The sequence below is a fragment of the Limnothrix redekei LRLZ20PSL1 genome (assembly GCF_043235035.1).
Taxonomy (GTDB): Bacteria; Cyanobacteriota; Cyanobacteriia; order CACIAM-69d; family CACIAM-69d; genus CACIAM-69d.
In genome coordinates this window covers 1-13,486 of record NZ_JAZAQF010000022.1, presented here as the reverse complement: position 1 = coordinate 13,486, position 13,486 = coordinate 1, and the positions used below count along the sequence as shown (strand labels likewise).

Below are 13,486 nucleotides of genomic sequence, written 5' to 3'. Positions count from 1 at the left end.
CGAAAACAGCCCGATCGACAAGAGTTCGATCGGCCCACTTGGCAGGGTGTAATTGACGAAATTTGGAGGTCTTGCCCGCAGGTTCCATTAAGTTTCAATCAAGTTTCAAAGGAGTTTTGCTGAATTGCGATTCAAAAAATATTAAATCTTGATCAATGTTTTTGATTATTGGGAATTTGGTCATTTTCGATTTTGATTTTGATTTTGATCAATACCCTATGAATGCTTGATGTTGGTCAGGATTTAATGATTTTGCTTGTAATCTATGCTCTATCTACGCCTTGAAACCTTGATTGAAATTTCTTAGCTGGACAATTCAGACCATCCAACTCACTCTTAGCCAGTTTAATCAAAGCTGTTGCCTTTGATTATTCGTTGCTTGGATTTGAGATCAAGGATTTCCAAATCGAAATTCAGGGCTAGGGGGTGCTCCTTGCGATTATTACTCCCTGAGTTGGTAATGGGTATGACTGATTCTTGGCGCGATCAGATGCAGTCGGTGGTTTTGGAGCTAGGGCAAATCTCGCTACGGACAGCAGAAGCGGTTCAATGCCTCTCCAGTCAGCTCGATCGGCTGAGTCAATGCTTGGAGCAGCAGGGTGAGTTCTTGCAAAAAACTTTGCAGCAACAGGGACAACAAATTGAAGAAAAGATCGAGCGCCAAATCGAACAACAACTTGAATTGCAAAATTGGCAAATTCAGCAACAATCGAAAGAGATTCATCAACAGGTGAATCAGCAAGTTAATCAGCAAATTGGAAAGCAAATCGAACAGCAGATTAGCCAGCAAATTGAGCGACAAACTCAGCAGCAAATTGTGCTGCAAAATCAGCAAATTCAGCAAATTCAACAACAGGGGCAACAATTGCAACAGGTTCTAGAGCAATTCTGCCAACGCAATCTTGAACAACAGGCGCAACATTGGGAACAGCAGGGGCAGTTATTGGCCCAACAGAATCAACATTTGCAACAGCAAGGACAGCAAATTAAGCAGCAGGAATATCAGGTGTTTGCCCTTTGCGATGTGTTGCAAGCTCTGGTGAGTCAGCAAACGGCTACGCATCAAGCGATGGCTCAACTGATAGACCGGTGGGCGATCGATCTGCAATCGCCCGCACCGGCTGAGGCATTGCGTACCCTGTCGCCCTGGGTAACGGCCGGAACAACGGGGGATGATGGATTGGCCAAGGTCGATCGCGCCGATCGACTGGACAACGCCCAAGGAGCCGCGAATTCCGGTCACCCTGCGGAATCTGATCGCTCCGTGGCCCTTGCTGCTCCGCCAGGTCTCTGGCCCATTTCAGAGTCGATCGCCCCTCAGACCTTTGGGGAGAGTCCGCCTTTAGGGCCAACCCTCCCCTATGAAGATGTATCCTTTGCTACTGGCTACTCGGTTGGATAGTTCGCTGCGATATGATGGGCACAAAAGCGCTCAAGGTGTTCTTAATTCGCCGTTTGAACCGAATATTTCCCGGATTGTTCACTGCCTTGAGGAATAGTGGATTTTACGGTGGGCCTTTTTTGATGGAGGCCGATCGCGCCTGAAGACCCTCGCGCCTGAAGACCCTCGCGCCTGAAGATCACAGCCATGGACTGAGAAGTGGAATTCAGACGCTGCGATTCAGACATTGCGATCCAGACATTGCGATCCAGACATTGCGATCCAGACATTGCGATCCAGACATTGCGATCCAGACGTTACGATTCAAACGTTCGGAAGTACGGTATCCCTAACCCCCTGGCAGAGCGATCGCGCCATGTGTTCTGAAGTTGCTGCCGTAGTTGCCGCCGTACAATGGCCATGGGGTTTTTCGGCCCCATGGGGTTCATCCAAGGCGATCGACATCCTGCGCCATCCGGTGGCAGGCCGTTGATCTGTGTCAATGGTTGTCGTGAAATATCGATGTTTTGTATTGCCTGAGGTTAGCACCGCCGGTGTCTGCCCAAGAGTCGTTACCATCCCCGATTGATCCCCTCGTTCAGCCCGATCCTGAGCGAGTCTTTGCGCTGATCGATCGTATCTTGCCGTTTGAAGTTTGCCTCTATCACCAAGTCTTGCCCCTAGACCGGCAAGACGATCAAATCATCTTGGGTGTGGTGAATCGCGACGCGGACTTGAGCTATGTCCAGCGGATGCTCGCTCACCTGAATGATCAGTTGGTCTACCGCCCGATCGCCCTGAAAACTCAGCAGGAACTGCTTTCCGCGTTTTTGAACTATGACTGTCAGCGAAAGTCTGAGGGTTACGTAGAACCCAACCATTCTGAATCTTGGCAACCCTCCCCGGCCAGCCCCCAACCGAACGCTGCTCAAGATTCGCCAGCGGCCTCGTTGGGCCATGGCACCTTGGGCGCGGAAACAGATTCCGGGCCGCTGGATCCGGAACTACGTCCCCTGGTGGAAGTCAGCGATTGTCTTTCAGATTTGCAACCGGCCTTGCCACCGATCGAGCATGGTTTTGTTGTGGATGATTTGATGGACGATTGGGACGATGAGGAGTTGGATGAGTTGGGAGAAACCGTCAGTGCTCCCGCAGACTTTGCGCATTGGAATCAGTTTGGCGCTCTGCCGCCCCCAGACGAGCCAGATCCAGACGACGACCTGGAAACCCAACCGGTTGGTCGGTTTCAAAACCATGACAACTCCGAACCATTTGACCCTTGGGCCAGTCCCCAGAATTGTTTAAGCGCCGGCAGTTCCGAGGAACATCAGTTGCATCACCTGGCGGCACATCCCTCGCTGGTGGATCCCGGATCGGTGGACTTGGGAGCGGTGGACGTGACCGAAACCCTGGCGACGGCGGCCCAAAGTACCCCAGATCCTGATTGGCAACAATTGCACCGGAATGGGGAGTTAGCGGAAGCCTGCGGCTCCCCTTCGCTGACATCGGATGATATTCCGGATCTACCTATGGATACCCTTACGAACCATGCAGTGGTGACTGCTAGTGACCTAGGCACAGGACAGGGCGCGGCCCCTTCCCCGTTGCCCGTCGATTTGTCTGTCGATTTGTCTACTGAGCGACCGACAAATGGATCCGTAGATTTACCGGCGGAGTTGGCGGAGTTGGAGCAAGCTTTGGTGCAGGCGTTGGAGCGATCGACTCCACCGGCCCAAACCGCTGTTCCGAGTGCTTCGGAGGTGGAGGCTGCTTGGATTCATCCCACGGTGTCCGTCCCGATCGAGTGGGCCGACTTAAACCCCAGTCCTCTGGTGTTGCACACTCGCTATGCCGATCGCCCGCTGTCGGAATTGGGGGATTTGCCGCCTCGGGCCCTGATGCAAGAGTTGTTGCAAAGGGCGATTGAAGGAGGGATTGGCCGGCTATATTTTGATCGCCCTGAGATCGATCGCACCCGAATTCTCTGTAGCCGCGATGGGATTATGCAAGCGGCCCTGGATCCGTTGCTCCCTTCCACCTTTCAAGGGGTGATCGATGAGCTAAAGTTGCTGGCTAATTTGCCCCTGTTGCCTCCCGTGGGGAAACCGCGTCAGGTCGAAATCGAGCGCATCTATCGCAGTGAGTTGTTGCTCCTGCGGTTGCGAATTGCGCCGGGCCGGTTGGGCGAAGAGGCCACGTTGCAGGTTTTGCGAGGAGCGGCCTTGAAGTTTCATCAGCGCCAACAGCTCTCGAAACTGAGCCAAGATGCGATCGACCTGACCCGCCAACTACAAAAGAAGCTAGCGGAGATGCAGGTGCGGGCTTCCCTGTCTCAAGACTTCAACCCCCGATCGCAAGAGTTGACGCAACTGATGGGAGTGGTGCAGCGGTTAATTGAGCGGCTGGGCAACTGGCGATCGATTTAGCGGCTTATGCTTATCACCGGCTGGTTGGGCTTAACTGCTTGTTAGGCGCTTGTCGCGTTGCTGGTTTTTCAGGCTGATCTTGTTTGGCATCGGCTCAAGAAGCCTGGCGATCGGGTTGGGGTTGCACCATGGTGCGATCGAATCGGTTCTTGGGAATGGCCGCGATCAGTTGGCGCGTGTAATCTTCCCGAGGGTGGTCATAGACCTGATCAGCGGGGCCCAACTCCTCAAACCGGCCTTGGTTCATCACGGCAATTCGATCGCTCATGAACTTCACCACGCCCAAATCATGGGAAATGAAAATGTAAGTCAAACTAAATTCGCTCTGCAATTCCTTCAGCAAATTCAGCACCTGCGCTTGCACCGACACATCCAACGCCGACACAGACTCATCACAAATTAGAAACTTGGGATTCAAGGCCAGCGCCCGGGCAATGCAAATCCGTTGGCGCTGACCGCCAGAGAACTCGTGGGGATAGCGGTTCATCCAGTCGGGCTTGAGACCCACCCGCTCCAGGAGGTAGGCCGCCTGCTCGCGATACATTTTGCGGGCGGGTAGGGGGTGGTTGGTTTTGCCTTGGGCATGGATCAGCATCGGTTCCATGACCGCGGTCCCAATGGTCATTCGCGGATTCAGGGAACTGAAGGGATCTTGGAAAATAATTTGCATTTCGCGCCGCAGGGCCCGTAGCGCTTTGCCCTTGAGCTGCAAAATGTCTTGATCATCAAAGCGAATTTGGCCGCCCATGGGTTCAATCAACCGCAGGAGCGATCGCGCCAGGGTGCTTTTGCCGCAACCACTTTCACCCACCAGACCCAAGGTCTCCCCAGGAAACACCTCAAAGGACACACCATTCACAGCCAAGGCGTGCCGTTGGGCCATGCCCAGCCAACCCTTGACCGCGTAGGCCACGCGCAAATCCCGCACGGACAGCAGGGGCGGCAATGCTTGGAGCTTGGTGAGTCGATCGCGTGTTTCGTCCGGTGGAATGGCCAGGGCGATCGGGGCCTGGGGCGCAAGGGACGTGGCCGAGGAACCCGGTTCGATCGGGGCTGAATCCCGCGCTGCTGCACTCAAAAAGTCCGCCACCGTGGGCAAATAGCGCAGCCGCAATTCTGGCCGCGGCCGGCAAGCCAGCAGCCCTTGGGTATAGGGATGTTGGGGGGCGGTAAAAATTTGCTCCACGGATCCCTGCTCCACCAACTGCCCCTGGTACATGACCGCCACATCGTCCGCCAGTTCTGCAATTAGCCCCAAATCGTGGGTGATGAACAGAATGGACATGGCGCGGTGGCGTTGTAACTCCCGCAGCAGTTCCAAGATCCGCGCCTGCACGGTCACATCCAAGGCGGTGGTGGGTTCGTCGGCAATCAAAATCGCCGGGTCGCCGGCCAGGGCGATCGCGATCGTCACCCGCTGGAGCTGACCACCGGACATTTGGTGGGGGTAGCGATCGAGCATGGCCTGTTGGCGTTGGGTCACGGCCTGTTGCAATTCCCGATCGCTGGGGTTGCCGTTGCGCCACTGATCGCGAATTTGGGCCCGCAGTTCCAACTCCGGCGGCAACAATTTCACCTCCTGCAACAGGGCGATCGCCTGTTGTCGGGCCGCCGCCTCCGAAAGGCCCCGGTGCAATCGAATCGCCTCAATGATCTGGAACCCACAGGTATAGACCGGATTCAGGGCGCTCATGGGTTCCTGAAAAATCATGCCAATCCGTCGCCCTCGGTAACGCCGCAGGGCTTCCGGCGAAAGCTTCAGCAAATTCACCGCTTCTTCGGCATTAGGTTCTCGATACCAAATGCCATCCCCCCTGACGCGACCCAATTCGGGCAGCAACCCCGCGATCGCCAAGGCCGTGACGGATTTTCCCGAGCCGGATTCCCCCACTAGTCCCAAGGTTTGACCGGGCTGTAACTGCAAGGACAACCCATCCACCGCTCGCATGGCCGACTCACCGGCACCAAATTCCACTTGCAAATTGCGAATGTCAAGGACGGGGAAGATGGTCATAGTTGCCAAAGGGTGCGTTGCCAAAGGGTGCGATCGAGCGGGCGACAGTGAAACTATCCACCCAGGAAAATTGCCCTGATTCTACCAACTGAATTTCTGAATCTTGTTCCAAGCCGTTGATTGGCCTAGTAGCGTGACAGGCTTAAGGCATTGGGTCAAAGTTGCGGAGCCAGTCGTGGTAACAAGGGGCTTGAGCATCTTGCTGCTTAACGATCAGGTGACAGTAACAGCCATGTCATTTAACCCAGCGAATTAAGACAGCCACGCTACTAGCGCCAGCCAAACCAACGCCACCCGTAGCGCAAGCCCTGTTGAAAGTGGGTCAAGGTGGTGAGCACGGCCAACAGGAGATAAAAACCCCGCACACCCCAAGTGCAACCCTCCAACAGTTGCTCAATGGATTTGGTTTGCCAGCGCAGCAAATTGGCAAGGGTAGCTTTCACCTGTCGATCGATGGTGGGAATTTCCCGCATGGCATCCGGAGCCAAGGGCAATTCTGGATAGCGAGCTGAGTAGGTATAAAACCCCCAAAGACCGCTTTGTCCCACTTGCTTGCTCAAAAAGCGCTCAACTTGAATTTTGGCTTGCTCGGGCGTGATCCGCTGATGGTCGGCGGCGCGGTTAATCCAGGCCTGTTGCCGCACGGCCGGAGCAATGGCAAACAGGCCGGGCACAGCTACGGCCAACACGAGTGCAGTGAGTTGTTGGCCCCGAGGGGGCGGCAACACACCGGCTGCAATGCCTGCGCCCATGCCCAACACGGCAAACACCAATAGATTCAGCAGTTCCAAAATTTCCAAACTGCGGAGGAAATGGCCCACGTAGGCCACTTCGTAGATGTTGGTTTCTCCGAGCCAGGAGATGGCCCAGCGGGCCGCCGCTGTGGCCCCGATCGCCAAGGCCAAAATGCTCACCCAGCCGATGACCCGTGGCGTGGACAGGGTGGCATCCGTGGCGGCCACGGTATGAACAACCGATCGCCCCGAGGGTTGCCTAGAACGTGCTCCTCCGGCCCGGCGCGATCGACTCGAAGGCTGGGTCACCAATGGGTGAGGCGCGATCGTTCCGGCCTCTTGCAGATCAATACCCATTTGCCAACTGGGAGCCGCCGCCCCGGGCGCATAGCCCTGCACCACCACCCGCCGCACCACGGGCGCAGCCAGCCCCAGCATTCCCCGCCGCACAAAATCCACCAAAAAGTCCTGGTCTGGCGGCCCCAACTCGCCCGCCGCCATCACCGTCAGGCAATCCTGGACAAGATCCGTGCGGACTTGTACCCCGGCAGGCTCAAGGGATTGATTCATCAACCGGGCGATCGCCATGGGATCTCCCTGGCGAGCAAGATCAAGAACCGAAGATTGCGCCGTCATAGGCCCTGGTGCAGCAGTACCAAAAAAGAGCAACAGCAATCGTCCTGGCTTGGCATTTCCCCCCTCCCAGCGACGATGCGAACCAAAGTTCTAAACCGAAAGCGAACTCACGGGAAAGCGATCGAAACCGGACTCTGAATCCATGGTTCAGAATCCGGCTCATTGATTTCCGTTTCCGTCACTTTCAACCAGAACCGTCTCTATTTTGCTTCAGCGGTGTAGATTTGCCGTAGGCTGCTGCTCCCTCAACCGAGGATCCTTGGGAATGACCAACAATTAGGGCAGTCAATTAGGGCAGTCAATTAGGACACCCGAGCCGGTGGCCAGTAGGACAACCATGAGGACAGCGAAAACCAAAGGCAACCATGTCCGCGTCGCTTCGCCGTCGCCCCGCCCTAGTCCCGATCTCTTAATCTCGCCTACACAGCCGCAGCCAGGGGTAGAGACTCGGTAATCAGGGTTGCTTTGGGGCTGACATCTCGCAAGGATTTACCCATCACTTCCGCTGGCAGGCAAATCAGACCATCGCCATAGGTGCTAATCAGGCCGCGCTTCCGCAGTTTCCCCATCAGGCGGGTCACGGTCACTCGCGTTGAGCCGATCGCGCTGCCAATTTGGGCATGGGTTAGCGTCCAGGGCAAGTAGTAGCCATCATCACAGGTTTGACCAAACTCCTCAATCAGGAGGGTCAGATAACCCAACAGGCGATCGATCGTGCGGCGTTGACCCAAGGTGCTCAACCAAAGCAATTTCCGTTGATGCTGTTGACGGAACGCATCCAGCACTTCACGGCGGAAGTGGGGCCAGTTTTCCAAATCGTTCCAATACATCCACAGCACACTGGTGCGATCCACATGGGCGTAGCTTTGGAGCGCGAAGGGCGATTGGGCAATGATTTCAAAGGGCTGCCCAGGCCCCACAAACCCCAGAAAGGCCTCATCCATTGCGGGATCGAGTCCGTCCTCGTCTTCATCTTGATCCTGAATGGCAGCCGTGGCGGTCATGACCGACGAGCCAACCAGTCGCACCGCACCGCGCTCTACGAGATACAAGAGGCCCGGGCGAGTGGGAATCTTTTCATCTTTGCCGAAAGTGCGGCAGCGGTAGTGATCCTGGGCCCAATCCAGCACACGCTGCCAAGTCAGGAAAGGGCGATCAAATTCGGACTGCGTCAGAGGCGAATACATGACAGGAAACCCAGTGCAAAAGGGACAGCGATCGAAAGTAGATAGCCCAAGGGATCACCCGTATCATAACCGTGAAAATACGGAGACCCCATTCCTGAAACAGCTCGTTTACATTGCACCCAAAATCTCATGGGTTCTCGCTTCGGGCTGCTGGTCTCGATCTGGGATGGAGGATGTATCAAAGTTCTATTGCTGCCCAGTATATTCAAAACTCGGGAAAAACTCGGGTAGATGATTACTCAATTTTTTCACAGTTTTCTTTGGCTTGTTTGATCCAGCCGAAATCCCTGATCTGGGCGGCATGAGCTGCTCGATCGACCGGTTGAGTTTGCTGATTTGACATTGACTTGATCCATTGCATCTCGATTTATTTCATCGAATTTATTTCATCGGTTTATATCGATAAATAAATATTTTGTGGATATTTGTGTGGATATTTTTGTGGATGTTTTAGGGCATGTTTTGAGAAAACCGGCCCAGCTAGTCGGTTCCTTGGATTGATACAACGCGATCGGGGGGGGCGATCCACAGGATTTGCGCCGATTCCACCCCAAAAGCATGACGTGCGAAAAAATTTCTTAAACGCTCCAACCCTTGATGGGGACGGTTTTTCATGACAAGGACGTGAATTCCTGATGAATTTTGGGTGGCGATGGGGTGACAGATTCAAATTCCTCGGCTATCATTCTGGTGGTGTGTGAGGAGCGAACCAGTAAGAGTGCCGAGACGAAACACGGACAGTCGTCGGCACTCTTTCTGATCAAGGGGTATGTTCAACCCACCGGAGCCGGCCACCAAAACCGATCGAGATGTAGTCGATCGAGACAAAATTAATCGAGAAAAATCAATAATGCTGATTTTGTCGTTCCAGCCCTCAGCACTTCAAGAGAAAGGCGGTTTTCGACAAAGCACTTCTACGACTGATCCATCGTGATTAAGTCTCTGAAAATTAATTCCCTAAGAATAATTTTCCTGAGTGTACTCTCCTGGGAGTACCTGTCTGAAAATGCTGGATGCCTGGAGGCTTCGGCAATTTTCTGCGGCGATCTTTCAACGAGTCGAGCTGTTTAACCAGGTAATTGGCTTCGTTAGTTCAATTAGGTAACTGGTTTATTTGGTTAGGTAACTGGTTTAGTTATTAGCTAATCTTGACAATTTGATTAGTTGATCAAATTAAACAATGGGTTGAGGACATGGAGTTGAGCTACAGAATGAGAAGTCGCTCCGTGCAAAATGACCGCGGCCCCTGGCAACAGGTTAACGATCCCTCGGAGACTTGGTGGGGGTGAGGTTCCGAATCGGAAACCCACACCCGAAGCACGGGAAATGGGGCGATCAGCCCGCACTGTGGGTCATAGAGTCTCGATCGGGGTCTGTCTCAGGCGGGGTTAATTCGTAACGAGGGGTGGACAATTGTAAACTTCGCGTTAGAATTGCGCCAAAATACTTGCTTCAAACCACCACGATCTTCATTTTTCTTCAATAAACCTATGGCTAGTGCGTCTTCTGTGGTAATTAAACCGGCGGCGGCAGAGGCAGTGCAGTTGCCCTTTGATGTCAAGCAACAAATTGAGTTCCTGCACCTGCAAGCGGATATCGAGTCCCTGTTGCAACAGTTGCAAGCCCTTTCGCGGCAGCGTCTCGACTCCTAAGGTTCTTTGCTCCGTTAGGTTGGTTATCCGCCTAGTTCAGTCCATCCTGCGATCGCGGCTTTGGTTTGCTCAATACCCAACTGTGGGTCTGCCATGCCTGCTCAACACTTGAGCGATCGCCCTGGAATACTGCGCTGGGCGGTTTATTTTTATCTGCACCAATTGGAGTCCACCTCCAAATAGCAAATCCGAAAGATCCGGCGGAGCAGCTCGGAATCCTTCGGATTTTTGGAATGATTTTGGATCTGTTTAGATCTATTGGGATCTATTGGGATCTGTCTAGACCTGTTTGGCTCTATTGGGAATGTCTCAGCCAGAGGCCCTAGCGCTGGTCGATCGGCTCTGGCGCTGGTTGGTCTTGGGCTTCGGAGTTGGGATTGGGGGCGATCGACTCTGCGGCAACCGTTTCCGTTTGTACAGACTCCTTGCGCACCGAGAATCCCCAAATGAAGGTGATGGCGATGAAGCTAATCGTCATCCAATCGGGTGGAATCCAGAGATCGACCCCCAAGGCTCCCTCGATCGCCTTCAAAAACAGACGCGCGCCGACAAAACCAACGGTGACGTAGCCAGCGGCCGCCAGGTTTTCATACTCATCTAACCAGCGGATAAACAGCCCTGCCATGAAGCGCAGGGTGATGATTCCTAGGGTTCCCCCCGTCAGCACCAGCCAGGTGTGGTCAGAAATGGCGATCGCGGTGGTGACGCTATCCAAAGAAAAGGCCAGGTCAGTGAGCGCAATGGTGGGAACGGCTTGCCAAAGATTTTGGAACCGAAATGCCTTGTGGCCTTCGCCATCGTCGTCATTTTCCCCCGTGAAAAACTTGAAGGTGAGCCACAGGAGATAGAGGGCCCCCACCATTTCAATTTGCCAATAGCGGATCACCCAAGTGGCGAGCAAAATCAGGGCAATGCGCAGAATGAAAGCTGCCACTAGCCCAAAATTTAAGGCCCGGGTGCGTTGTTGGGGATCCTGCAATCCTTGGGCGATCGCAGCGAGGGCGATTGCATTGTCTGCCGAGAGCACGGCCTCCAACGCCACCAACACCAATAACAACAGCGCGGTGTCAACGCCAAAGCTGGGGTAAAAGTCGAGGAACTGATCGAGCATTTCGGGCCAATGGTCTGATGGCAAATTTTGCAACTCCTACTAGCCTAACGCTGTTATTACGCCTTGTAACGAACCTATTCCTGAATTGAGCCGGGTGGTTGAAAGTAGTGAAGTCAGTCCCTTTAACATCTGGAGTCTTTAGAGCGATGCTTTCGGATACGCAAGTTTACGTCGCCCTAGTTATTGCCATCATCCCCGGCATCTTGGCTTTTCGCCTCTCGACCGAACTGTACAAGTAAGTTCGAGTCCGTTGATCGGCAGCTAATCGATAGCTCTCGATAATTGAGTTCTTGGTCTTGGGGGGGCGCGATCGCGAGCCTGTTCAAGATCGGTTGAGCAAACCCCCAGTGGCGATCGCGACCGGGGGTTTATCATGTTTGGCGGCTGATCCCTGGCGGGCGATTTGGGGGCTGATGGGTTTTGAGCAAAACGTCCTTGAAGAAAGCGCCCATGAAGAAAGCGCCCACGAACAAAGCACTCATGAACAAACCGCTAGTGGGGTAGAAATGCTGAGGGCGATCGAACCAGCGCGTTACCCTAGAGGCGAAAACCATCAAGAATCGTGAAGCCTGAGGAGTTTGCTGGATGTCTTTGCCACCTCCGAACTCGATCGCCCCATCATCGTCCGCAGCGGCTCCCCAACCCCCGATCGCCCCAGAACTCCCCCTCCCCAAAACCTACCGAATTTCAATTTTGATTCGGCTCACCCTGGTTTTGCTTTATGGGGCCCTAACCCTTCCGCTGCCCTTTCTGACCCAGGTGAATGGGGCAACCAACGATCCGAGCATTTCCCCAAGCATTTCGCCCTCGACACTGTGGGTTGGCCTGGCGATCGGGCTGGTGTTGTTGTGGGGAGCCTTGTCTGAACAGGTGGAGCTAACCACAGAAGGGATCCGCGTCACCTATCCCGTTTGGTTTCGCTGGCTGATTCGCAAGGGTTGGTTTTTGCCCTGGAGCGATATCCAAGCGCTGAAACCCAAAACGACCGGTCAAGGCGGCTTGGTTTACTACTTCCTGAGTCGATCGGGCGAAGGCTATTTGCTGCCCATGCGGGTTGCGGGCTTTTCCCGTTTGGTGAAGCAAGTGCAAGGACAAACGGGCCTTGATATGCGTGATGTCAGGCCCTTGGCGCAACCGTGGATGTACATTGCCCTGCTGGGTTGTGCCCTGTTGCTATTGCTATGCGATGTTTGGGTGATTGCCACGTTGCACCAGTCCTAGGCAAAGTCCCCAAATGCAGCAATACTGGTTCGTCCTATGTTTGGCTCAATTTTGTGTTTAGCTCAATTTTGCTGTTGAATCTTCCGGCAGATGAAGTTCAAATTGACTTAGCCTATTTCCCGATCGAGCATTCCAACACTGCGCTGACCATGGTTCCGCCAGGGAGTTGGCACTATGTTGGGGTCAAAGATCGGGAAAATTACCAGGGAGTTTGGTGCTGGTTACAGGTTGATGAAATCTTGGTGAAAACCTTTGACCCTGATCGGGGACTGATTAACCCCAGCGCCGAAATTGCTGACCAGGCGATCGAGCAGTTCAATCAAGGACAATTCAGCCCTACCAACCAAGACTATCCTCATCAACTCTTTGGGGCTTGGTATGGCCTGGTCATGCACTTACCTGCTGAATCTTTTCCTCCAACGCTCCATCAGCAGGATTCGACAATCGAACCCTCCCGATTTGTGAATGCTCTTTTGGGAACCCATCATGGCCAAACCGATCGCTTTTTGGCAGAGTTTCAATATGCCTTTGTGTCTTGGTTGGTGAGCACTGATCAGGCCCAGGAGGAAAGGGCAGCCTTCGATCGCTGGCAACATTTATTGCTGGCAATTTACAATGCGGGCGAGTTTCAGATGCGAAATTATGCTGATTTCTTTGGGCAATTGGTAGATGTGTTAATGCGTCAATTTGCTTGTTTGGATGATAGTTGTTTTGAACCAAAAAGTGGCTTGATTTACCAGATTGACTATTTTCTAGAAGATCTGATCGATGCAGAAATCTCTCTGCTTGCTGAAAAGAGCGAGCAGCTTCAGAACTATCTGGCAAATCGATCAGAATCTTAAGACAATCAAGCCATCACTTAAGACGATCAAGCCATCAACTGTCAATAATTAGCTATTAACAATTGGCTGTTAACAACTTCAACAATTGACCATGGCTGACCATCAACAATTAGCTGTCAGCAACTTCAACAATTAACCACAACTGACTATCAACAATTAGAGCTGATTTATAAATCAATTATTAAGCATCTAGAGCAGCCAATCTTCTCACCATCAAATGCATTAAGCAGCCATAGATCATCCCTTCACTCGTCTCCGAATACAACTCATAGTCCTTGCTCA

The 13,486-nt window shown here is 53.3% G+C and carries 10 protein-coding genes; 6 read left to right on the top strand and 4 right to left on the bottom strand.

Translation table 11 applies throughout. The features are described 5' to 3' along the window. The first annotated feature begins 466 nt into the window (after positions 1-466). On the top strand, positions 467-1,402 hold the full coding sequence (locus VPK24_RS04245) for a hypothetical protein (protein ID WP_190353731.1): 936 nt from the start codon (positions 467-469) through the stop codon (positions 1,400-1,402). Positions 1,403-1,935: 533 nt separating this feature from the next. After that, complete coding sequence (locus tag VPK24_RS04240) at positions 1,936-3,807, top strand: hypothetical protein (protein WP_393010876.1); 1,872 nt, start codon at positions 1,936-1,938, stop codon at positions 3,805-3,807. A 94-nt stretch (positions 3,808-3,901) separates the two neighbouring features. On the opposite strand, the gene VPK24_RS04235 is transcribed toward VPK24_RS04240, so the two are convergent. From VPK24_RS04235 to VPK24_RS04225, 3 genes are all read right to left on the bottom strand, one after another. After that, on the bottom strand, positions 3,902-5,821 hold the full coding sequence (locus VPK24_RS04235; RefSeq protein ID WP_393010875.1) for an ABC transporter ATP-binding protein: 1,920 nt from the start codon (positions 5,819-5,821) through the stop codon (positions 3,902-3,904). A 269-nt stretch (positions 5,822-6,090) separates the two neighbouring features. Beyond that, a complete protein-coding gene (locus VPK24_RS04230) occupies positions 6,091-7,191 on the bottom strand; it encodes a hypothetical protein (RefSeq protein WP_393010874.1) in 1,101 nt (366 codons plus the stop codon). A 419-nt stretch (positions 7,192-7,610) separates the two neighbouring features. Further along, positions 7,611-8,378 carry a Crp/Fnr family transcriptional regulator gene (locus VPK24_RS04225; RefSeq protein WP_393010873.1) on the bottom strand — a complete coding sequence of 256 codons (768 nt, stop codon included), beginning with the start codon at positions 8,376-8,378 and terminating at the stop codon, positions 7,611-7,613. Between the two features lie 1,490 nt (positions 8,379-9,868). Between VPK24_RS04225 and VPK24_RS04220 the strand changes: the two genes are divergently transcribed. Continuing rightward, positions 9,869-10,030 (top strand): hypothetical protein, encoded by a 162-nt coding sequence (locus tag VPK24_RS04220; protein WP_393010872.1) that lies wholly within the window; start codon positions 9,869-9,871, stop codon positions 10,028-10,030. Positions 10,031-10,352: 322 nt separating this feature from the next. Here VPK24_RS04220 and VPK24_RS04215 read toward each other — a convergent pair whose 3' ends face one another. Further along, positions 10,353-11,141, bottom strand: coding sequence for a TerC family protein (locus VPK24_RS04215; RefSeq protein ID WP_393010871.1), 789 nt, complete (start codon positions 11,139-11,141; stop codon positions 10,353-10,355). A gap of 146 nt (positions 11,142-11,287) precedes the next feature. Here VPK24_RS04215 and psaM point away from each other — a divergent pair, with 146 nt between their 5' ends. From psaM to VPK24_RS04200, 3 genes are all read left to right on the top strand, one after another. Further along, positions 11,288-11,380 (top strand): photosystem I reaction center subunit XII, encoded by a 93-nt coding sequence (psaM, locus tag VPK24_RS04210; protein WP_099535010.1) that lies wholly within the window; start codon positions 11,288-11,290, stop codon positions 11,378-11,380. 346 nt (positions 11,381-11,726) lie between these two features. Continuing rightward, complete coding sequence (locus tag VPK24_RS04205) at positions 11,727-12,362, top strand: hypothetical protein (protein WP_393010870.1); 636 nt, start codon at positions 11,727-11,729, stop codon at positions 12,360-12,362. A gap of 53 nt (positions 12,363-12,415) precedes the next feature. Beyond that, positions 12,416-13,204, top strand: a complete 789-nt coding sequence (locus tag VPK24_RS04200; protein ID WP_393010869.1) for a hypothetical protein — start codon at positions 12,416-12,418, stop codon at positions 13,202-13,204. The last annotated feature ends 282 nt before the right edge of the window (positions 13,205-13,486 follow it).

Bases quoted from the DNA above. Each gene is read 5' to 3' on its own strand.
- VPK24_RS04220 (WP_393010872.1), top strand. From the start codon at position 9,869: ATGGCTAGTGCGTCTTCTGTGGTAATTAAACCGGCGGCGGCAGAGGCA.
- VPK24_RS04235 (WP_393010875.1), bottom strand. From the start codon at position 5,821: ATGACCATCTTCCCCGTCCTTGACATTCGCAATTTGCAAGTGGAATTT.
- VPK24_RS04245 (WP_190353731.1), top strand. From the start codon at position 467: ATGACTGATTCTTGGCGCGATCAGATGCAGTCGGTGGTTTTGGAGCTA.
- VPK24_RS04230 (WP_393010874.1), bottom strand. From the start codon at position 7,191: ATGACGGCGCAATCTTCGGTTCTTGATCTTGCTCGCCAGGGAGATCCC.
- VPK24_RS04215 (WP_393010871.1), bottom strand. From the start codon at position 11,141: ATGCTCGATCAGTTCCTCGACTTTTACCCCAGCTTTGGCGTTGACACC.
- VPK24_RS04205 (WP_393010870.1), top strand. From the start codon at position 11,727: ATGTCTTTGCCACCTCCGAACTCGATCGCCCCATCATCGTCCGCAGCG.
- psaM (WP_099535010.1), top strand. From the start codon at position 11,288: ATGCTTTCGGATACGCAAGTTTACGTCGCCCTAGTTATTGCCATCATC.
- VPK24_RS04225 (WP_393010873.1), bottom strand. From the start codon at position 8,378: ATGTATTCGCCTCTGACGCAGTCCGAATTTGATCGCCCTTTCCTGACT.